Annotated in this window: 22 protein-coding genes and 1 riboswitch; of the genes, 11 read left to right on the forward strand and 11 right to left on the reverse strand. The window is 50.2% G+C overall.

Going from position 1 to position 21,096, the window contains the following annotated elements:
- From BZG73_RS10945 to infA, 6 genes are all read left to right on the forward strand, one after another.
- Positions 1 to 395 (forward strand): FAD-dependent oxidoreductase (locus BZG73_RS10945; RefSeq protein WP_158075300.1); only part of this gene is annotated, 395 nt, incomplete at its 5' end.
- 77 nt (positions 396 to 472) lie between these two features.
- On the forward strand, positions 473 to 2,242 hold the full coding sequence (gene cydD, locus BZG73_RS10950) for a heme ABC transporter permease/ATP-binding protein CydD (RefSeq protein WP_077668308.1): 1,770 nt from the start codon (positions 473 to 475) through the stop codon (positions 2,240 to 2,242).
- On the forward strand, positions 2,235 to 3,953 hold the full coding sequence (gene cydC / locus BZG73_RS10955) for a heme ABC transporter ATP-binding protein/permease CydC (RefSeq protein WP_077668309.1): 1,719 nt from the start codon (positions 2,235 to 2,237) through the stop codon (positions 3,951 to 3,953). Before cydD ends, cydC begins: the two co-directional genes overlap by 8 nt.
- Positions 3,954 to 3,967: 14 nt before the next feature.
- Positions 3,968 to 4,678, forward strand: a complete 711-nt coding sequence (gene aat / locus BZG73_RS10960) for a leucyl/phenylalanyl-tRNA--protein transferase (RefSeq protein WP_077668310.1) — start codon at positions 3,968 to 3,970, stop codon at positions 4,676 to 4,678.
- Entirely contained in the window at positions 4,678 to 5,403 is a 726-nt protein-coding gene (locus BZG73_RS10965) for an arginyltransferase (protein ID WP_077579214.1), read from the forward strand. The genes aat and BZG73_RS10965 overlap by 1 nt, the downstream gene beginning before the upstream one ends.
- 129 nt (positions 5,404 to 5,532) lie before the next feature.
- Positions 5,533 to 5,751: a translation initiation factor IF-1 gene (gene infA / locus BZG73_RS10970; RefSeq protein WP_021022425.1), complete on the forward strand. Its 219-nt coding sequence runs from the start codon at positions 5,533 to 5,535 to the stop codon at positions 5,749 to 5,751.
- 64 nt (positions 5,752 to 5,815) lie between these two features.
- Here the strand turns inward: infA and clpA are convergent, their stop codons facing one another.
- Positions 5,816 to 8,071, reverse strand: coding sequence for an ATP-dependent Clp protease ATP-binding subunit ClpA (gene clpA, locus BZG73_RS10975; protein WP_077579213.1), 2,256 nt, complete (start codon positions 8,069 to 8,071; stop codon positions 5,816 to 5,818).
- Positions 8,072 to 8,116: 45 nt separating this feature from the next.
- Positions 8,117 to 8,437 carry an ATP-dependent Clp protease adapter ClpS gene (gene clpS / locus BZG73_RS10980; RefSeq protein WP_046073527.1) on the reverse strand — a complete coding sequence of 107 codons (321 nt, stop codon included), beginning with the start codon at positions 8,435 to 8,437 and terminating at the stop codon, positions 8,117 to 8,119.
- Between the two features lie 805 nt (positions 8,438 to 9,242).
- Here clpS and cspD point away from each other — a divergent pair.
- The gene (gene cspD, locus BZG73_RS10985) at positions 9,243 to 9,464 is read left to right on the forward strand and encodes a cold shock domain-containing protein CspD (protein ID WP_046073528.1); all 222 of its coding nucleotides are present in this window, start codon (positions 9,243 to 9,245) and stop codon (positions 9,462 to 9,464) included.
- A 77-nt stretch (positions 9,465 to 9,541) separates the two neighbouring features.
- On the opposite strand, the gene BZG73_RS10990 is transcribed toward cspD, so the two are convergent.
- A complete protein-coding gene (locus tag BZG73_RS10990) occupies positions 9,542 to 10,123 on the reverse strand; it encodes a thymidine kinase (RefSeq protein WP_077668311.1) in 582 nt (193 codons plus the stop codon).
- 107 nt (positions 10,124 to 10,230) lie between these two features.
- Entirely contained in the window at positions 10,231 to 11,814 is a 1,584-nt protein-coding gene (locus BZG73_RS10995) for a Na+/H+ antiporter NhaC family protein (protein WP_077668312.1), read from the reverse strand.
- An 88-nt stretch (positions 11,815 to 11,902) separates the two neighbouring features.
- Positions 11,903 to 12,084: riboswitch (Lysine riboswitch) on the reverse strand.
- Positions 12,085 to 12,356: 272 nt separating this feature from the next.
- Between BZG73_RS10995 and BZG73_RS11000 the strand changes: the two genes are divergently transcribed.
- Positions 12,357 to 12,782 (forward strand): H-NS family histone-like protein, encoded by a 426-nt coding sequence (locus BZG73_RS11000; protein ID WP_046073531.1) that lies wholly within the window; start codon positions 12,357 to 12,359, stop codon positions 12,780 to 12,782.
- A 51-nt stretch (positions 12,783 to 12,833) separates the two neighbouring features.
- Here BZG73_RS11000 and BZG73_RS11005 read toward each other — a convergent pair whose 3' ends face one another.
- Both BZG73_RS11005 and BZG73_RS11010 read right to left on the reverse strand, forming a co-directional pair.
- Positions 12,834 to 13,805 (reverse strand): lytic murein transglycosylase, encoded by a 972-nt coding sequence (locus BZG73_RS11005; RefSeq protein ID WP_046073532.1) that lies wholly within the window; start codon positions 13,803 to 13,805, stop codon positions 12,834 to 12,836.
- A gap of 10 nt (positions 13,806 to 13,815) precedes the next feature.
- Entirely contained in the window at positions 13,816 to 14,091 is a 276-nt protein-coding gene (locus BZG73_RS11010; protein WP_046073533.1) for a YcgL domain-containing protein, read from the reverse strand.
- Positions 14,092 to 14,360: 269 nt separating this feature from the next.
- Here BZG73_RS11010 and minC point away from each other — a divergent pair, with 269 nt between their 5' ends.
- Genes minC through minE form a run of 3 tightly spaced genes read left to right on the forward strand, consistent with a single transcriptional unit; the run spans position 14,361 to position 16,124 of the window.
- Positions 14,361 to 15,023 (forward strand): septum site-determining protein MinC, encoded by a 663-nt coding sequence (gene minC, locus BZG73_RS11015; protein WP_077579212.1) that lies wholly within the window; start codon positions 14,361 to 14,363, stop codon positions 15,021 to 15,023.
- Positions 15,024 to 15,040: 17 nt separating this feature from the next.
- Positions 15,041 to 15,853 (forward strand): septum site-determining protein MinD, encoded by an 813-nt coding sequence (gene minD / locus BZG73_RS11020; RefSeq protein WP_046073535.1) that lies wholly within the window; start codon positions 15,041 to 15,043, stop codon positions 15,851 to 15,853.
- A 1-nt stretch (position 15,854) separates the two neighbouring features.
- On the forward strand, positions 15,855 to 16,124 hold the full coding sequence (minE, locus tag BZG73_RS11025; RefSeq protein ID WP_046073536.1) for a cell division topological specificity factor MinE: 270 nt from the start codon (positions 15,855 to 15,857) through the stop codon (positions 16,122 to 16,124).
- A gap of 74 nt (positions 16,125 to 16,198) precedes the next feature.
- On the opposite strand, the gene rnd is transcribed toward minE, so the two are convergent.
- From rnd to BZG73_RS16275, 5 genes are all read right to left on the reverse strand, one after another.
- Positions 16,199 to 17,332 carry a ribonuclease D gene (gene rnd, locus BZG73_RS11030; protein WP_077668331.1) on the reverse strand — a complete coding sequence of 378 codons (1,134 nt, stop codon included), beginning with the start codon at positions 17,330 to 17,332 and terminating at the stop codon, positions 16,199 to 16,201.
- Between the two features lie 85 nt (positions 17,333 to 17,417).
- Positions 17,418 to 19,109, reverse strand: a complete 1,692-nt coding sequence (gene fadD, locus BZG73_RS11035) for a long-chain-fatty-acid--CoA ligase FadD (RefSeq protein WP_077668313.1) — start codon at positions 19,107 to 19,109, stop codon at positions 17,418 to 17,420.
- A 121-nt stretch (positions 19,110 to 19,230) separates the two neighbouring features.
- A complete protein-coding gene (locus tag BZG73_RS11040) occupies positions 19,231 to 20,190 on the reverse strand; it encodes an alpha/beta fold hydrolase (RefSeq protein WP_235606055.1) in 960 nt (319 codons plus the stop codon).
- Positions 20,191 to 20,208: 18 nt separating this feature from the next.
- Positions 20,209 to 20,754, reverse strand: a complete 546-nt coding sequence (locus tag BZG73_RS11045; RefSeq protein ID WP_158075301.1) for a Slp family lipoprotein — start codon at positions 20,752 to 20,754, stop codon at positions 20,209 to 20,211.
- Positions 20,755 to 20,776: 22 nt separating this feature from the next.
- A complete protein-coding gene (locus BZG73_RS16275) occupies positions 20,777 to 21,079 on the reverse strand; it encodes a hypothetical protein (protein ID WP_046073539.1) in 303 nt (100 codons plus the stop codon).
- Between the last annotated feature and the right edge of the window lie 17 nt (positions 21,080 to 21,096).

A 21,096-nucleotide genomic window follows, 5' to 3' on the forward strand; every position in this document is an offset into this window, starting at 1 on the left:
GCATGATGGATAAAGTCAACAACGGCAATATTGTCCTTCATACTAATCGCGTGTTGGATGAAGTTTTAGGCGATGAAATGGGCGTGACCCAAGCACGCTTGAAAGACACCCAAAGTGATGAAACCGAAACACTGGATGTGATGGGTGTGTTTGTTGCTATCGGCCATAAACCCAACACCGATATTTTTGCGGGTCAATTAGAGATGGAAAATGGCTACATCAAGGTCGAGTCGGGCCTTAATGGCAACGCCACCCAAACCAGCGTTGAAGGTGTCTTTGCTGCTGGTGATGTGATGGATCATGTTTACCGTCAAGCGATCACCTCTGCAGGCACCGGTTGTATGGCCGCATTAGATGCCGAGCGCTATCTCGACGCTCTGGCAAATAATCAGTAAGCCCACGCTCTCATGCAGGCTGCCGTTCGGTGGCCTGCCCAGCCTATTTGTAGGCTCTCATAAAACAATAAGACGATATGGATAAATCTAAACAGCGGGCGCTAACCCAATGGCTCAAGTCGCAGAGCACGTTAGCCAAACCCTGGTTAGTTGCGACGATTAGTATTGCACTCCTCTCCGGTGTGCTTTTGATTGCCCAAGCAGCACTTCTTGCCCACCTGCTGCACCAGTTGATTATTGAACAAACGGATAAATTTGCCCTACTCCCAAGCTTTTTTGCCCTTGCTGTTGTCGTGATAGTGCGTGCGCTATGCAGTTGGGCGAAAGAGCAAACGGGTTACCGCTGTGGTGAAGCGATTCGCCAACATATTCGTCATTTAATCCTGAATCGTCTCGAGGCGTTGGGGCCGGTGAGTATCCAAGGGCGCCCAGCAGGCAGTTGGGCGAGTCTGATTTTAGAGCAAGTGGAAGAGTTACAAGACTTTTTTGCCCGTTATTTACCGCAAATGGCCATCGCCGTCCTGATCCCGTTGGTGATCTTAGTCGCCGTTTTCCCAATCAACTGGGCCTCAGGATTGATCTTTTTAGTGACCGCACCGTTGGTCCCCTTTTTTATGGCCTTAGTTGGCATTAAAGCCGCTGATGCCAACCGAAAAAACTTTAAGGCACTGCAACGTTTATCCGGTTACTTCTACGACCGATTGCGTGGACTGCCCACACTCAAGCTGTTTAACCGCGTCGAAGCGGAGGCCGAGCAGCTTCATCTCGCGTCACACACGTTTCGTCAACGCACCATGGAAGTGCTTCGCCTCGCCTTTTTATCATCGGCCGTGCTGGAGTTTTTCACCGCTATTTCCATCGCCGTTGTCGCCGTCTATTTCGGCTTTAGCTTTATTGGTGAGCTCGACTTTGGTCACTATGGCGCCTCCATTTCGCTGTTTACCGGTTTATTTGTTTTAGTGCTCGCCCCCGAGTTTTATCAGCCGTTGCGCGATCTCGGCACCTTTTATCACGCCAAGGCGCAAGCGATTGGTGCGGCTGAGTCGATCGTCGAATTCCTGGACGCTCAGCCAGATACCGGCACTCAAGGTGAGGCCACGCCTGATTTATCCACCGTCGCTATTATCGCGCACGACCTGGAGGTACTCAGTCCCGACGGCCACGTATTGGCAGGGCCCATGTGTTTTTCTGCTCAGCCAGGCGAGCAGATTGCGCTCATTGGCGTCAGTGGCGCAGGCAAATCCAGCCTCCTTAACGCCCTGCTTGGTTTTCTGCCCTACCGTGGTAGCCTCACCATTAATGGCTGCGAACGCCGTGATCTCTCCATCAGCCACTGGCGCCAATCGATCAGTTGGGTCGGGCAGAATCCGCAACTTTTCCACGGCAGTATCCGCGACAATATTGCTCTGGCCAACCCTGAGGCAACGCCAGATATGATTAATCAGGTGATGACGCAAGCGTACGTGGATGAATTTGTGATGCGATTGACCGACGGTTTAGCCCACTCTGTCGGTGACCGAAATGGGGGGTTATCGGTGGGTCAAGCACAGCGTATTGCCGTCGCGCGAGCGCTATTACAAGATGGCGCCCTCTGGGTACTGGATGAACCGACTGCAAGCCTAGACGCACATAGCGAAAATCGCGTGCTAGAAACCTTGAGTGCAGCAACACACGATAAAACCTGTATACAGGTATCGCACCGTTTGGACTCACTCGCCAACAGTGACCAAGTCTGGGTAATGATGGATGGGAAACTCGTGCAACAAGGCCCATATCACAGTCTGGCTGACTCGGGCCCGCTGGCAGAGATGCTGGCTTCCGCCGATAGGAGAAACCTCGATGCGTGAACTACTGCCCTATCTTCGTCTTTATAAGCGCCACTGGTTTGGTTTGAGTTTAGGCATGGTGCTGGCGTTTGCCACACTATTTGCTGCTATTGGCCTACTCACCCTCTCCGGCTGGTTTATTGCCGCTGCGGCTGTTGCAGGCCTGGCGGGTATCGCTACCTTTAATTACATGCTCCCTGCTGCGGGTGTGCGTGGCTTCTCTATTGGCCGTACCTTTGGTCGTTGGGCCGAACGTGTGGTTAGCCACAATGCCACCTTCAAACTATTGGCAGATTTGCGCGTGTCATTTTTTCGCAAACTCGCCCCGTTAGTCCCTGATCAAGGGCTGAACATGCGTGATGGCGATTTGCTTAATCGCATGGTCGCCGATGTCGATGCGATGGACCACGTTTATCTGCGCCTAGTCAGCCCGATGATGGTCGGTATCGTCGGTATCCTGGCAGTGAGTTTCTTCCTGGGATGGTTTGACCCAAGGCTTGGCATGGCGCTTGGACTGACCTTGCTCGCGTTACTGATTGGGCTACCCATCCTTTTTTATCGCTTGGGTAACGATCAAGGCCGTGCTCAATTGGAGCAAAACGCAGCCACACGCATAGCACTGCTCGATTGGTTACAAGGCCACGCCGAGCTGGCTTTATTTGGCGCACGTGACCGTTATCGCGCCCGCATCGATGACAGCGAGCAAGCGATGCTTCACGCACAAGCCAATATGGCGCGTATTACCGGATTGGCCAATGCCGTGCTCGTCGCGGCCACAGGGCTAACATTGGTGATGATGATTTGGCTCGCAGCAGATGGTGTCGGTGAGCGTATGCCAGGCCCACTGATCGCGATGGTCGCCTTTACAACCATGGCCAGCTTTGAGCTGATGATGCCTATTACCGCCGCGTTCCAATATCTGGGTAAAACGCTTACCGCTGCCAAACGACTGAATGCGATCACCGAGCGAGCACCCAGTGTCCCCTTCCCTTCCCACGGACATACTGGCCCTGCCGTCGGCGATATTTGCTTTGATAGCGTCAGTTACCAATACCCAGGCGCGGCACAAGACGCGGTTTCAAATATCTCGCTCCACGTGACACCGGGACACACACTGGCACTGCTAGGAAGGACGGGATGTGGTAAGTCAACCTTATTGAGCTTGCTCACCCGCGCGTGGGATCCCACCCAAGGTCAAATCACCCTTGATGGGGTGCCTCTAACGCAATGGCAAGAAACCGCGCTGCGTGACGCCATGTCTGTGGTGACACAAAGCGTTGATTTGTTTAATGGCACACTGCGCGACAACCTTACCCTCGCTTGCCCAGATGCATCAGACGATGATCTCGCCTCTGCCCTGCACCGCGTCGGCTTAACCGGGCTGCTCGAAGGCCAAGGGCTAGACGCATGGTTGGGCGACGGCGGACGACAACTCTCTGGGGGCGAGCGCCGCCGCTTGGGGATTGCTCGTGGCCTCTTGCACCCCGCGCCGATTATGTTGCTTGATGAGCCAACGGAAGGACTGGATGTGCAAACCGAAGCAGAAATTCTATCCTTACTGCAAGACCATTGTCAGGATAAAACCGTGATGATCATTACCCATCGATTGGTTGGCTTGGCGCATATGGACACAGTGTGTTTAATGGATGCAGGCCGCATTATTGAGCAAGGCACGCACCAAGACTTGTTGGCACGCAACGGTCGCTATGCACAACTCATGAACCGCTTGTAATAAGAGAGTGTACGATGACCCTCTTTTTACCCCCTTTAGCGCAAAATGATGTCGGCTTTCCGCCCGTGAATGAGGCGCTCTCTCACCCCGATGGCTTGCTCGCCATTGGGGGAGATCTATCACCTGCGCGGCTAATGTCGGCTTATCGCAGTGGTATTTTCCCCTGGTTTGGCGAAGATGACCCTTTATTGTGGTGGTCGCCGAGTGAACGCGCCATCCTTCAGCCCTCTGATTTTCACGCCAGTCGCAGTTTGCGTAAAGCCGCCAAAAAGTCTGCGCATACCATCACGTTCAATCGCGCATTCGAGACGGTGATTGCTACCTGCGCGACTATTCGTGGACCTGAACAGACCTGGATTACCGATGAGATGCAAGCCGCTTACTGCCAGCTTCATCAGCAAGGCGATGCCCACAGTGTGGAAGTGTGGGACGGAGCACACCTTGTCGGCGGGCTTTACGGTGTCTCTGTAGGCCGTGTGTTCTGTGGTGAATCCATGTTTTCCCACACGACCAATGCGTCAAAGTTTGCCCTTTGGCAATTTAGCCAATTCTTCGCGCAACGAGGGGGGCACTATATTGACTGTCAGATGATGACCCCACATTTAGCCTCTTTGGGCGCCAAACCCTGGACACGCGACGCGTTTATCGCCGCGCTGCACGCTCATCGCGATGACCCCATTATCCAGGGCTGCCAACCGCAGCAGATTGCAGATTGGAGACCATAATGAGTGTGGGGATCCAGGTAGGCGTCACGCCTACAGCATCTTGCCAATACTTGTCTCACCAGCAAGAGCAACTGGCCGTGGTGATGTCGGCGGATTACCACACGCCCGAGCGATATGCTGCGCTGTTAGCCGCTGGCTTTCGTCGCAGTGGTAACCTTATTTACCGGCCGCACTGCCCACAATGCCAGGCCTGCCAAGCGCTTCGGATTGATGTGGCCAAATATCAACCCTCAAAAAGCCAAAAGCGTCATCGCAGCCAGCTTAATCGCCTAGAGATTAAAGTGAGTGATGAGCTTGATGAGAACTGGTTTGCACTCTTTCAACGGTACATCGCCACTCGTCATGCTGATGGCAATATGTACCCTGCCAAGCGCCAAGATTTTCTCGACTTTATCGGTAGTGACTGGTTATCCCCGCGCTTTATCCATTTGTATCAACGCGATCATAACCAACTCACCCTGGTTGCCATCGCCGTGACTGATGTCGTCGCCGATGGGTTAAGTGCGCTTTATACCTTTTTCGAACCAGAGCACCGCTTCTCTCTTGGACGCGTCAGTATTCAGGCACAGCTACAACTGGCAAATTCACTCCATTTACCCTGGCTCTACTTGGGCTATCAAATCGACACCTGTCCAGCGATGCGTTATAAGGCGGACTATTATCCACATCAACGCTTTATCAACCAGCAGTGGCGGGCGTTTTCCTGGCCGCTTATTCCACAATAGTGGCTATTTTTTCTAGCAAGGAGCGCCCCAACAGGGTAAAATTCGCACCCGAACTTTACAGACTTTCAGAATAGAGGCATTATCTGTCGGTCAAAAAATTGGCTACCAGAAGAGGCCTAAGAGGATTCAATGGCAAAAGAAGACGTAATTGAAATGCAAGGCACCGTACTCGATACGTTGCCTAATACTATGTTCCGCGTAGAACTAGAAAACGGTCACGTGGTGACTGCCCACATTTCAGGCAAGATGCGTAAGCACTACATCCGCATCCTGACCGGCGACAAAGTCACTGTTGAAATGACCCCTTACGATTTGTCCAAAGGTCGCATCGTTTTCCGTTCGCGTTAATCCTCCGAACGCGATCAAAAAACCCGGCAGCGATGCCGGGTTTTGCTTTTTCGTCTCAAGATGATTAAGCAGGTTCCATTTGATCACTGAATTGGAAGTCCAACCGGTTATCTTTCAATACCACACGAACCGTCCCCCCATTGACCAGACAGCCAAACAGCAGCTCATTAGCCAGTGGCTTTTTCAAGTTATCTTGGATAACGCGCCCCATCGGCCGTGCTCCCATTGCCTTGTCATAGCCTTCTTCCGCTAGCCAGCGCTTCGCCTCTGACGTCACCTCAAGCGACACGCCCTTGGCGTCCAGTTGAGCTTGTAGCTCGACAATGAACTTATCCACCACTTGCAAGATAACTTGCTCATCCAAGTGATTAAACCAGATGATGTTGTCCAAACGGTTACGGAATTCTGGCGAGAACACCTTCTTAATTTCGGACATTGCATCATGACTGTGGTCTTGCTGAATCAGGCCAATCGACTTACGCACCGTCTCGGCCACGCCAGCATTGGTCGTCATCACCAAGATAACATTGCGGAAATCGGCTTTGCGTCCGTTGTTGTCCGTCAAAGTGCCATTATCCATCACCTGTAACAACAGGTTGAACACGTCTGGGTGTGCTTTCTCAATTTCATCAAGCAGCACTACACTGTATGGGTGCTTGATCACCGCATCGGTCAGCAACCCGCCCTGATCGTATCCCACATAGCCTGGGGGAGCACCAATCAAGCGGCTCACGGTGTGACGCTCCATGTACTCCGACATGTCAAAGCGCTGCAGCTCAATGCCCATCGCGCGGGCCAATTGTACCGTGACCTCGGTTTTACCGACCCCGGTAGGCCCGGCAAACAAGAAAGAGCCGACAGGTTTATTCTCATCGCCCAGTCCTGCGCGGCTTAACTTGATCGCTTCAGACAACGCGGTGATGGCGGTATCTTGGCCAAACACCAACATTTTCAGCTTGTCATCCAGCGACTGCAGCACGTCTTTATCTGACGAAGAAATCGACTTCTCAGGAATACGCGCCATTTTCGCAATCATACTCTCAACATCAGGGACATTGACCGTCTTCTTGCGTTTGCTGGCTGGCGCCATACGACACCGCGCCCCCGCCTCATCGATCACATCGATCGCTTTATCTGGCAAATGACGCTCATTAATGTATTTCGCCGACAGCTCCACAGCAGCACGAATGGCCTTATTGGTATAACGCACTTCGTGGTGGGCTTCGTATTTGGGTTTCAGCCCCATCAAGATTTTAGTGGTGTCATCAATAGAGGGCTCAATCACGTCGATTTTCTGGAAACGGCGCGCCAGTGCCCGCTCTTTTTCGAAGATAGAGCCATACTCTTGGTAGGTCGTCGAGCCGATACAGCGTAACTTTCCACTACTCAATAGCGGTTTAATTAAGTTTGCGGCATCTACCTGGCCACCACTGGCAGCACCTGCGCCAATGATAGTGTGGATCTCGTCGATAAAGAGCACCGCATGATCTTCTTTTTCGAGTTGCTTCAAGATCGATTTAAAGCGCTTCTCAAAGTCACCACGGTATTTGGTCCCGGCTAACAGAGACCCAATGTCGAGCGAATAAATCACGCAATCTTTGATCACATCTGGCACTTGCCCTTCGACAATGCGCCATGCGAGCCCTTCTGCAATTGCCGTCTTACCGACCCCGGCTTCGCCAACCAACAGGGGGTTATTCTTACGACGGCGACACAGGACCTGGATGGTGCGCTCAAGTTCCTTATCACGACCGATTAGCGGGTCAATACCGCCAACACGCGCGAGCTGATTAAGGTTAGTCGCGAAGTTCTCCAACCGGTCTTCACCCGGCTCCGCACCGGCCTCATCGGCGCCCATGTCACTGCTTGGCAGATCGTCGCCTTCATCTTTTGTGGTGCCATGAGAGATATAGTTGACCACGTCAAGACGACTCACGTCGTTCTTTTTAAGCAGGTAAGCGGCGTGGGACTCTTGTTCGCTAAAGATGGCCACCAACACGTTCGCACCGCTTACTTCGCTACGACCGGATGACTGCACATGAAAAACAGCCCGCTGGAGTACTCGCTGGAAGCTTAGCGTTGGCTGCGTCTCCCGCGACTCATCGTCCGCGGGGATCAGCGGTGTGGTTTGTTCGATAAACGCATCAAGTTCTTTGCGCAGCGCCTCCAAGTCTGCACGGCACGCGACCAGCGCATCGTGCGCGGCCGCATTTTCGATTAACGCGAGAAGCAGGTGCTCCACCGTCATGAATTCGTGGCGTTTTTCACGCGCACGTGCAAACGCGCCATTCAAACTGGCTTCAAGTTCTTTGTTAAGCATAAAGGCACCTCCCTCAAAAACCGCGCTAAAGCGTGATGGAGCCGGCTAAGCTTTCTCCATCGTGCACAGTAGCGGATGGCCATGCTCTTTGGCATACATCATTACCTGTGCCACTTTCGTTTCAGCGACCTCGGCGGTAAATACGCCACAGACCGCTTTTCCTTCATAGTGCACCGTCAGCATGACTTGCGTCGCTTTGTCCACATCCATGGCAAAAAACGTCTGGAGCACATCGATAACAAACTCCATCGGAGTATAGTCATCATTATTTAGCACCACCTTGTACATTGATGGCGGTTGCAACTTGGTTTTTTCTGACGATTCGGCCTCTGCGTCAGGCAAACCCCACTGGTTCCAATTACTCATAACTCATTCAATGCATTGTTAGGGTGTCTCGGTAAGTGATGTGGCGGGGCACTACTGCCATCCACGATTCCCGTCCACCTATACTTAAAGTTAAGCCACAGATTGTATTCCAGCAACCTTTTCATTGCGAACACCGTTTGCCTGAGCAATTGTTAAGCACTGCATTATGTAATAGTGTCTGACGCCGCATTTCGTTCACTGCGCGCGACACGAACGTGTCATCGCTCACTGCATCAAAATGCACAAAAAACAAGGCAATCCGGCTAGCAACTAACGTGTGGGCGGATCGCATCAAGCGCGACAGGTAAGAAATAGGTACACGCCTCTCTCGATTCGATAATATTCACTCCATGATCATTTTTAAGCAGGCATACTCCTTACGTAATGCCAGTAGCGCTCATGCCAATCCAAACACTTAAGGGCTAAAGAGCAAGTTATTAGAATAAAAAGTAATAGTTGAGTCCTGTAATAGCGCATCTATCACTGTAATCACACGGGGTTATAGCGAAAACATCTAGGGTAAAATCTAAAAAACTATGCAATTAAGATGTCTGTTGTTGAATGAATAATTGCCACTTCCTCACACTTTTTCGATTCGATATTACATTACTGTTATAAGTTATACCCCACACTTGACTGCCTAAAAGTATCTACTAAAGTGAAACATGTGGTAGGTAAACTAACCATGTCACTTCTATTCAATCATATCAGTGATGGCAACGGTGCCACGCTGCCGGGATTGATGAGGTGAAATGAACGCGTTTATCGCAGGTATGCAAAGTTTGATGCAAGAAGGATGTGTCGCATGGAAACTGGTACAGTAAAATGGTTTAACAATGCAAAAGGATTTGGCTTTATTTGTCCGGTAGAAGGAGAAGGCGATGTGTTTGCCCACTATTCTACCATCCAGATGGACGGATATAAGACATTAAAGGCGGGACAAACCGTCAACTACGAGGTTCAGGAAGGACCAAAAGGCTACCATGCCAGTGAAATTGTGCCAGTCGATCAAGAAGCGGCTAAATAGCGCTGAATCCGGTCGGCCAAATGGAAAAGGCGAGCTTACCGCTCGCCTTTGTTGTGTTTGACCGAACTCAATGCCGTCTAGAGTAACCCAAGCATCTGTTTGTAGTGGCGGCGACACACAGAAACATAACGTTCATTGCCCCCAATCACCACCTGATCACCATCCGCAATGGCATTACCCTGGCTATCTTGGCGAATAACTCGACTCGCTTTACGTCCACAATAGCATACGGTTTTCAGTTCAACGAGCTTATCAGCCCACGCCAACAAGTACTGCGACCCTTCAAACAKCTCACCACGAAAATCCGTTCTTAATCCATAACACAATACTGGGATCCGCAGCTTATCCACCACATCAGTGAGCTCAAGGACTTGCTGTTTGGTCAAAAATTGGCTCTCATCAATCAATAAACAGTCAACTTTCTCTTGCGCCAAGATAGTCGCAACGTGCTCGAATAGCGACGTCTGATTGTCATACAGGTGGGCATCAGCTTCTAAGCCAATTCGCGAACTAATTTTTCCGACCCCATAGCGGTTATCAATCGCGGCGGTAAAGAGTAGAGGCTGCATACCGCGCTCTTGGTAGTTAAAAGCCGATTGTAACAAGGTGGTCGACTTACCCGCGTTCATTGCCGAATAATAAAAGTATAACTGAGCCATAACTGTCTCTACACGTAATGCCCGTTTTGGGCGAGCTGGATTAAATAAACAGGCATGCTACCGCACTAGCAGAAAAAGAAAAGCCCCGCCGAGGCGAGGCTAGATAATTAACCGACCAATTTACACGGTCGCTTTTTAAGCCACATTAACCCAGCACATAGTGCAACGAACGCAAGCACGGTCGCCATCAAGGACCAAAGAAGTGACGCGGTAAAGCCTAACACCATGAAGCCTACGGTTGAGACAAGCGCCCCGCCAATAGCATAAGGGAGCTGGGTGGCGACATGGTCAATATGTCCACATCGTGCCCCTGTTGAAGACAAGATAGTGGTATCAGAAATTGGTGAACAATGATCGCCAAATACCGCCCCCGCCAATACTGCTGAGAGCATAGGTAGCATCAGAGCAATGTCTGTCGCCGCGGCAAGATCGCCCGCGATAGGAAGCATAATACCGAACGTCCCCCACGACGTCCCTGTTGCAAAGGCCATCACTGCCGCCAACAAGAAGAGCACCACAGGCAAGAGTTGCGCCGGTAAGTTCCCCTCAACCAAGGACGACAAATATTTGCCTGTTTGTAGATCACCAATAATATGGCCAATTGACCAAGCAAATAACAGAATGAGGATCGCGCCAAACATAGACTTTGCGCCCACCCAAAGGGTTTTCGCAATATCTGATACCGCAATACCTTGTTTACCTGTCATCACTAAGGACACAGCTAAACCCGCCAGTCCACCCCACAGCAATGACATGCCGACATCGGTATTTTCAAACGCGCCGAGGAGAGAAAAGGATTGTGCATCAGCGGCCAAGGCCTGCCCGCCGGTATATAGCATCGCCCCCACCGTCGCCACGACTAGCATAATAATGGGGGCGACCAAATCAGCCACGCTGCCTTTATCACTTTCTTCAATCCCTAAGTCATCGCAGATATCAGCGCAGTTTTCACTTTCATCGCCCAATCGACTGCCTTTTTTCGCCTGATATTCAAACTGACGCATCGGGCCAATATCCAGTTGAAACCAAACCACCGCAAACACTAAGAGCAAGGCAAAAATGGCGTAAAAGTTCATCGGGATCATGGTGACAAATGCCCCTAGCGCCGTGTAATCCGTCACACCATGCGCCACTAAAATCGAGCCAATCACGGTAATGATATAGGCTCCCCAGCTTGATGCTGGTGTGATCACACACATAGGGGCTGCCGTGGAGTCAAGGATGTAAGCCAGTTTCGCTCGAGAGACGTGAAATCTATCTGTCACGGGGCGAGAAACGGCGCCCACCGCTAAGCTGTTGAAATAATCATCGACAAATATAAATACGCCGAGAAAAGCGGCGAGCAGTTTCGCCCCACGTTTACTCTTGATCCGACTTTGCGCCCAATTGGCGAACGCGCGTGTGCCTCCAGAAAGAGACAGGAGCGCAGTGATCATACCGAGTAAAATAAGAAACGCGAGAATACTTAAATTCCAGCTATTTAAGCCTCCATCAGCAATAAATAGCCCAGTGATCACCTCAAGTAAGTACTGTCCAGAAGAGAGGAAAGAAAAATCGGTCAGTAATACAGTACCCAGTACGATTCCCATGCCCAACGACAATAAAACCCGTCGTGTGGCAATCGCGAGGCCTAGCGCCAATAAAGGGGGAAGCAGTGATAAAGCGGATGAAGAAAAATCTGTTAAGTTCATGATCTCAGTGTCAACCAGGTGGTTGGAGATCTACTGCAGAAATGAAGACGGTTAGGTGTGGTATCACACGGCAAACAGCTTGCCTCCTACATACAGTAGCGCTCCATAGTGTATTTCCAAGTACTATGGCAGTGCTGCCCCTATTCGGTAACAGCCCCAGCTCAATCGGTGTGATGACCTGATTGGCTTCGGCGTTGTTTCCTTTTATGCGCTCTCATCGGTATCACCCTCTTGCGCACGACTTATAAACAACGCACCTCTACGTTAAGCGTGGTGCATTCTACACAACGTGTTTACTATCGCAACTATTTATGGTTGAAAAAACGTCGATTAACCCCCACCTTACTCGATGCCAATAAAATGCGTCTTATCTTCTATTTTTTTAGACATCTGTTTCAAAAAAGACAATAGAATTAAAGTCAAATTTGCGGTTAACTTGCAATTAATGAACAATATGGCGTATTAATATAGGTCATATTGTATATTTCAATTATACTGCTATCATTCTTTCAATTAACATATAAATCAAATAGGAACCAATAATGTCTGATGCAATGAAAGCCTTACTCAATTTGCGTAGCTTACGCGCAGTTGCAAAAGAGATGTCTACTGAGCAACTGAACGAAGCCTTAGAAAAATTACAAACGGTTGTTGAAGAGCGCAAAGAAATCGATCGCCAAGCTGAAGCGCAAGAAAAAGAGCGCTTAGAGAAGTTAGAAAAATACCGTGCTATGTTAGAAGCCGACGGTATTGACCCAGAAGAAATCGTGGCATTGTTAGGTGGTGCTTCCAAGAGCAAAGCATCGGGTAAACGCGCGACTCGTCCAGCAAAATATCAATATACGGGCGAAGATGGCTCACAAAAAACCTGGACAGGCCAAGGTCGTATGCCGAAAGTGATTCGCGAAGCGATTGAGAGCGGTGCGGCTAAGCAGGAAGATTTCCTCATCCCAGGCCAAGAAGCCTAAGTCCATATTCCCGCATAAAAAAAGAGGCGCTCAGCCTCTTTTTTTTATCCCTTAACCAAATTTAATTCTGTCTGCCAAATGGCTCACCGCTAACGCAAAGTAGTGCGAGCGATTCCATTTCAATAAACTCTGATAATTATTATAAACAAGATAAGCCCTGCCTTTACCATCATCAGGCTGAATCAACCACGCATTGATATCGACGGCGGGTAGCGCCTGACCATTCAAACGGCGCACACCACGCGTCTGCCAGGCACTCAATGAGTGTGCTTTATCACTGTCGGTGCCAAGCAAAGTACGATCTATTCCTGCAGGTAGCTGTACTTGCCGCCCCCATGTATAAGTATCATCCCACCCGGCTTTTTTTAAGTAATTCGCAGCAGACGCAAAAACATCGGCTTCTGTTTGCCAAATGTCTTTCTTACCATCTTGATTGCCATCGACCGCGTAATTAATAAACGAGCTTGGCATAAACTGGCATTGGCCCATTGCCCCTGCCCAAGAGCCTTTCATCGCTTCTGGCGCAATGTGCCCTTGCTGTAATATCTTCAGTGCAGCCATGGTCTCTTTACGAAAAAAGGCCTCTCGACGACCATCAAAGGCTAATGTTGATAAAGCTTCAATCACATTATAACTGCCCTGAAGTTTGCCAAAATTACTTTCTACGCCCCATAAAGCCACAATAAAACGCGGCTGAACTTGGTACTGCTCACCGATGGTTTTCAACGTGTCGTAATGTTCACGATACAGTTTTTTCGCTTGGGCGACTTTCCAATCAGGCACAGCACGCGGAATATATTCATCCAGCGTAAGGCGTCGCTCAGGTTGATTTCGATCGGAGCTGACCGCACGCTCGTGGTATTCAACGTCCTTAAACGCACGCTCAAGTAACGCATCACTGATGCCCGCCTCTCGTGCCTCGGCTTTTAAGGTGGTCACATACTGCTCGAATCCGGGCTTGGCCATCACAGGGCTCACCAAAAGTGCCGCCGCGATAGAAGCTGAAATCATACCTTTGCGCATAGTCTTCCTTTTACAGTTTTTCGTTTTTATTACGAATGGCCTGCAATGCCGCATCAGGTGGCGGGGGCAATTGCACAAAAAAACCATCACTTTGCAGGCTTTGTTTAACCTTATTGATGTCAACAACAGCCAGTTTATCGCGCTTGTCTAAGTTGATCATCATGGCAAATTCGGGTTGCCCAAAGCTATTCATTAATGCCTCAGGCACATCATCAAATTTATCTTTCTCTGCAAGATAAAGATAGGTGCCTTCTTTCTTTTTGCTACGATAAATTGCGCAATACATCTCAAAAGTCCTCATGAGCATGCCATATTACTGGCGATAAATTGTCATCTCGGGGTAAAGGTTTGTTAAGCTTTGCAGCAAAGTGTGTCAAAACGCGTCTCTGCTGCCATTTCTCATTCAAACGTTAAAAAAACACCATTAAAGGGAGAAATGCCGCATCAACGGCAAACCCTGCTTGCCGCATTGGCGCTGTGAATATACCATGCTATCCAACGTCTGATAATGCGCGTCTGACTCGTGTTTAAATGACAAAACCGGGATCGAATAACATGCTCAAACAACCGGAGTTGAAAGGCTCAACCTTTACCCTTTCCGTCCTCCACCTCGTTGACGATAATTTTGCTGCCGCTGCCAATGTTTTGACAGAGAAAGTCACCCAAGCACCGGCCTTTTTTCAAGGCGCCCCTGTTGTCGCTGACATTAGCCGTCTATCACAATGTCCTGATATCGGTGCCTTAAAGCAGTGCTTACAGGCCACAGGCATGATTCTCGTCGGATTGACCGGCGTCACCCATAATGATACACGCGAGCTTGCGCTGAATGCGCAACTAGCCGTGCTCAAGTCAAGCAAGCAATCCCGAGTTGCCGATCCGATTCAGCCGCCTGCCAAAGTGGTCACCGCCCCCGTGCGTTCAGGTCAGCAAATCTATGCGAAAAACGCCGATCTGGTGATCCTCAATCATGTCAGTGCCGGCGCGGAAGTGATAGCCGATGGCAGTATTCATATCTATGGCGTTTTGCGTGGCCGAGCTATTGCCGGCGCAAGTGGACAAAAGCAAGCGCGTATTTATTGTCAGAACCTTCAGTCAGAATTATTGTCAGTAGCAGGAAGCTATTGGCTCAGCGATAAAATTCCATCAGAACATTTAGAGCGACCTTCCATGGTCTCGCTTAATCAAGAAAGCTTACACATTGACCCCCTCACGCTATAAGAGAATAAGGAAGAGGAATGGCACGAATTATTGTAATTACTTCCGGTAAAGGCGGTGTTGGTAAAACAACATCGAGTGCGGCATTGGCGACCGGGTTGGCCATGACAGGCAAAAAAACCGCCGTGGTCGATTTTGATATTGGCCTACGTAACCTGGATTTGGTGATGGGCTGTGAGCGTCGGGTCGTCTATGACTTTGTCAATGTCATTAACGGCGAAGCCAATCTGCATCAAGCATTAATTAAAGACAAACGCGTAGACAATTTGTTTATTCTGCCAGCCTCACAAACACGCGATAAAGATGCGCTAACCAAAGACGGCGTGGAGCGGGTTCTAAAAGACATGGATGAGCTTGGCTTTGAATACATTATTTGCGACTCGCCCGCGGGCATTGAAGCCGGTGCATTAATGGCGCTGTATTTTGCTGACGAAGCGATTGTGACCACCAATCCAGAAGTTTCATCCGTACGCGACTCTGATCGGATTCTTGGTATTCTCGACTCCAAGTCACGCCGCGCAGAAAACGGCGAGGATCCGGTAAAACATCACTTATTACTCACTCGCTATAATCCTGCACGTGTGACCAACGGTGAAATGCTCAGTGTTGAGGATGTTGAAGATATCTTGCGTATTCCACTGTTAGGGGTCATCCCGGAGAGCCAGTCTGTGTTGCACGCCTCAAACAAAGGTGAGCCAGTGGTACTTGACCAAGAATCTGATGCAGGCCAAGCCTATGAAGATGCCATTGCGCGTCTGCTGGGTGAAGAGCGTCCCTTCCGCTTTATCGAGGAAGAGCGCAAAGGTTTCCTAAAACGCTTATTTGGAGGCTAATGTGGCACTGCTTGAATTCTTCCGCCCATCTAAGAAAAAGTCGGCCAATATTGCCAAAGAGCGTTTACAAATTATTGTTGCCGAGCGTCGCAGTGCAGATAGCCCAGCGCCGACTTATTTGCCTCAGCTCAAGCAAGATATTTTAGACGTGATCCGCAAATACGTGGATATCGCACCGGACCAAGTGTCTGTCAGCCTAGAGCAAGGCGATGATGACCTATCCGTCTTGGAGCTGAATGTCACCTTGCCCGAAGAGGGAAAAGAGAGCTAGATCTCAATCACAACGGGCTAATACAGAAAGCGGTGGCTCAAGGCCACCGCTTTTGTTTATGCGTGAGATGATCACTATGCCCCTGGGGCGTTAGGGATCATCGTCAGCAATGTCTCACCCACTAACCGAAAGCGCCACCCCGAGGCTAAGTCAGGACGTTTGTCTTCTTGACGCTCCTCTCGCCATACCCAGGTAATCAATTGATTAAGCTGCTTTTTAGAACCAATAAACTCAGGCGCTAAGCCTGATTTATCTGCCTGGGCTTGCACCTGCTCCTTAATCGCTTTAATCACCGACTTATACCCAGGCTCATCGACTAAGCGTGTGATGGCCGGCGGGCATTGGGCTAACGGGGTTTTATCCGCTTGCGTGGCCAACGTGATCAAGGTTTGCGCGTGATAACGCACTTCAAATTTGTCGAACCCATGCTCGTTCATTTGCTCAACCGTACGAATACCATAACGCGCCATTTTCCAGAGGTTTTGCTCTTTAACGATAAAGTTGAGTGCCATATTCCGGCGGCGCGCTTCCTTAGCTCGCCACTTGGCAAGGGCTTGCAATACCGCTAACTGTTGAGGTTTAAGCTGCCACGCATATTTAATATCGAGATAAGCTGCTTCATCCGGCTTTACCCACTGCTTTTTGCGGCACAACAGGCCACACTCTTCTACCATGGCGTCATACCACGGTGTGTCGGATAGCGCTTGAGTCAGCGCTTGATAAAGCGGTAGCAAGTAATACACATCAGCGGCCGCATACTGTTTCTGCTTGTCCGTTAAGGGACGTGCACACCAATCAGTGCGCGACTCTCCTTTATCTAAGCTCACGCCGACATAACGCTCTACCAAGCTTGCGAAGCCCTCGGAGACGCCATGACCTAAAAAGGCGGCGACGATTTGCGTGTCTACCATGGGGGTTGGCAACACGCCCGCGTAGTGCTGAAAAACCTCTAAGTCTTCGCTACTCGCATGTAACACCTTGGTGACCTGGGTGTCAGTCAACAGCGCCCATAACGGAGAAAGATCATCAATGGCTAGCGGGTCAACCAGCACCAGTTGCTCGCCATCATAAATCTGGACCAGCCCTAATTGTGCATAAAAGGTACGCGTACGGACAAACTCGGTATCAAGCATCACAACGGCTTGGTCACGGAAATGTGCGCAGATATCGACCAGCTGTTGATCGGTGGTGATTTGTTGATAGTTCACAAAAAAGCCCATAAAGAAAATGCCGGCGAGGCCGGCATTTCGTGATTCGTTATCGACAGTTTACCCTTTTCTGGGTCGGTTCGCATTAAGCTGACGCTTTTTGCTCAGTGGCTTGCGGCTCATCGCGTAACTCTCGACGCAGAATTTTACCCACATTGGTTTTAGGCAGTTCATCTCTAAATTCCACGACACGTGGTACCTTGTAGCCAGTGAGGTGTTTGCGACAGTGCGCCACAAGATCATCTCGCGTAAGCGAGGGATCTTTTTTGACCACACAAATTTTAACCACTTCCCCGGAATTCTCATCTGGCTGGCCAATGGCGGCCACTTCTAACACCTTGTCATGTAACGCAACGACATCTTCCACTTCATTAGGATACACATTAAAACCAGAGACGAGGATCATGTCTTTTTTGCGATCGACAATATGCAAGAAACCATCATCATCGAACTGCACCACATCGCCAGTCGCTAACCAACCCTGTTCGTCGATACTGTCTCGTGTCGCCTCTGGACGATTCCAATACCCTTGCATCACTTGCGGGCCACGCACTAACAACTCACCCGGCTGGTTGTCCGCCACATCTTCACCCTGATCATCAACGATGCGCACCTCCGTCGATGGCACGGGCAACCCAATGGAGCCGTTGTAGTCACGTAAATCATAAGGATAGGCCGCAACCAGTGGCGAACACTCCGTCAACCCATATCCTTCGAGCAAATGCTTGCCAGTCAGCTTTTTCCAATTTTCCGCCACAGCCCTTTGCACGGCCATACCGCCACCGACGGTCAAGCGCAGGTTAGAAAAGTCCAACTCATGGAAATCTTCGTTATGGAGTAGCGCGTTAAACAGGGTATTCACGCCTGTAATGGCCGTAAACGGATACTTTTGTAGCTCTTTAACAAAACCTGGAATATCGCGTGGGTTGGTGATCAGTAGATTTTGTCCACCCATTTCAATAAACAAGAGGCAATTGACCGTGAGCGCAAATACGTGATAAAGCGGCAATGCAGTGACAACTAACTCCTCACCTGCATTGAGTACCGGCTGATACGTCCCTTTGGCTTGATAGACGTTAGCTAACATATTTCTATGCGTGAGTACGGCGCCTTTCGCTAACCCCGTGGTGCCACCGGTATATTGTAAAAATGCAATATCCTCGCCTTTCAAAAAAGGCTTCACATATTGCATACGTCGACCACGGCGCAGCGCTTGGCGCATCGAGGTCGCGTGCGGCAAATGATACTTAGGCACCATTTTTTTGACGTATTTGACTACAAAGTTAACCAGGGTCCCTTTGGTTCGTGGCAACTGTTCACCCAAACTGGTCAATACCACGTGTCTCACCGGCGTATTGTCGACCACTTTTTCTAACGTGTGAGCAAAGTTACTCACAATCACAATCGCCTTTGCCCCGGCGTCCGTTAATTGGTGCTCAAGCTCGCGAGGGGTGTACAACGGGTTAACGTTCACGGCGACACAACCGGCTCGTAAAATACCAAACAGGGCAATTGGGTATTGCAGCAAGTTCGGCATCATAATGGCAACGCGATCGCCTTTTTTCAGTTTCAGCTCGTTTTGTAGATAGGCTGCAAACGCACGGCTACGCTCTTCCAGTTTACGAAATGTCATGACCTGCCCCATATTAATGAAGGCAGTTTGATCCGCGTACTGCTGGACAGAATGTTCAAACATCTCGACCAGAGAGCGATGGGCATCTGGATCTATTTCCGCCGGTACATCCGACGGGTAACGATTAAGCCATACCTTTTCCACTGGCTTTCTCCTATGTGTTAACTTGCAGGCTATATTGCCTGCTTCGATCGACGCGAGGCATAATTCAAACAGGTGTTTAACCTGCCCACCATAGCGTTAACATTATTTTTACACGAGCATTTTAAGTGCGCGTTTGAATTTTGGTCACAAAATCCGTTACTAACGACACAGTTTGTTGCGGTTGCTGAAGGTGACAATGGTGTGTCCCGGGGATCTCAATGAGTGTCAATTGCTTAAACCACGTGGCTCGTTGCGCGGCATCGGCAGAGCGCAGCGCAGGATACCCATCTGTCGCACGAATCGCCAGCACAGGGCATTCAATCGCTCGAATAATCGACTCTCCATGGCCGGGCGCCATTCGATACAGTGGCTCACCACGAAGCTTGGGATCATGACGCCAACGTACACCATGACCGCATGTTTCGATCCCGCGTGCTACCAGTGGCATCAGTGACTGACAGGCGACTTTATTAATGGATGCGCGCAATTGTAGCGCCTTAATCGCAGAATCAAAGAGACGTGGGGGTTTTTGCGCTGAATTTAAGCGCTGATTGAGACTTTTCGCGATGCGTTCGGTGATTTTATGTTCAGGTTCAACAATGGGCCCCAACGCTTCTATCGAGACAACCCCCGCGATCGACTCAGGAAAACTGGCCGCGTAACAGCTAGCCACTAACCCTCCCAATGAGTGCCCCACCAATATGACGGGTCCCTTTTTCTCAGGTTGCGAACAAAGTGTTTGGTGAAGCACTTGATGCAAGCTGTCTAGATAATCAAAAAACGGGTAGTGATAATCCCCGGTTTTGTGATCAGACAAACCGTGCCCGGGCCAATCAAACATAAGTAACCCGTAGTCTTGAGGCAGCATGGGGATAAGCGAATCAAAACTCGCCAGGTTGTCTTGCCAGCCATGTAAAAAAACCAATGTTGGCGCTAAGCCGTTTGCTGGGCGTCTTGCCGCGGCCACTGTCACATCATTAAGTCGAATCGAGGTCGGCGTTAAGCCAGACGATAACCCGAGTGCTGCCGGATCAGACGCCAATAATGACTCGAGAGCCTCCGTCAATGGCGGTGTCATCATCACAATCACATACAAGGGCTAATAAGGTAAGCTAATAACGCTTTGCACCCGTCCCATGCCGACGCCAATGCGCACTCGGGAGCAGTACAAGCCGTAGCAATAAGGTCTGTCATCATCAACCACATGCTGTTCAATATCCCAAAGCTGGTGCCCTGTTACCCTAAGCACGGGGTAATCATAGGAATAATCCCCCACTTTTCCCGCTTGACGGCCCTGAAACTCGCCCAACACCGTTATCGGCCGGCCTTTGGCATAATCAGCCGGTTCAATAAAGCCAGTAAAAATCGCTTTGAAGCGCCCAAGCGACGAGGCATCGATATCGGGCCGACCCGCTGTCGACGTTGGCACCGCCACTATTTCAACCACAGAGTCCTGTTCACGGTTATTCACCCCGACGATCAAGCCACCAAGGCGCACCTCTTCCCCTTGGTTTGCCTCTGTCATTTTCGCGACCACCGGGTATTCGGTCACGGGCTGGTCCATCCGGCCTTTTAGGGACTCAGGCAAACTTGTACAGCCACTCAGTAGCAACATGCCGCATAAAACAAACAGGTAAGACTTCATATCAGGCTCCTTTCGCGCCACATCACACATAGATATCGACGCCTACTAAGTTGATCAGTTCCTCTCGCCTGGCTTGATTTAACACCGCGAAGTAGGAAGCCATCGCTTGACGGCCGCGGCCATCCGGCAAATCATATTGCACGTACGCTTGTTTCGCCTGTTCTGCTTGCGCAATCGCGGCGGGGTCGACACGCTGGCGAACCGCCTTGGCCACTTGCGTCGTCTTGGGCGTTTGTTTGCGCGTCGTTTGCGGCTTTTTGCCCGCACGCTGGGGATGGTTAGGCCGGTTTGTCTGTGGGGAGGATACACCGTTAATCGATACCATATTCACGTCCTATGCTG

It is taken from the genome of Salinivibrio siamensis, from assembly GCF_001996005.1.
In the GTDB taxonomy this organism is placed as follows: Bacteria; Pseudomonadota; Gammaproteobacteria; order Enterobacterales; family Vibrionaceae; genus Salinivibrio; species Salinivibrio siamensis.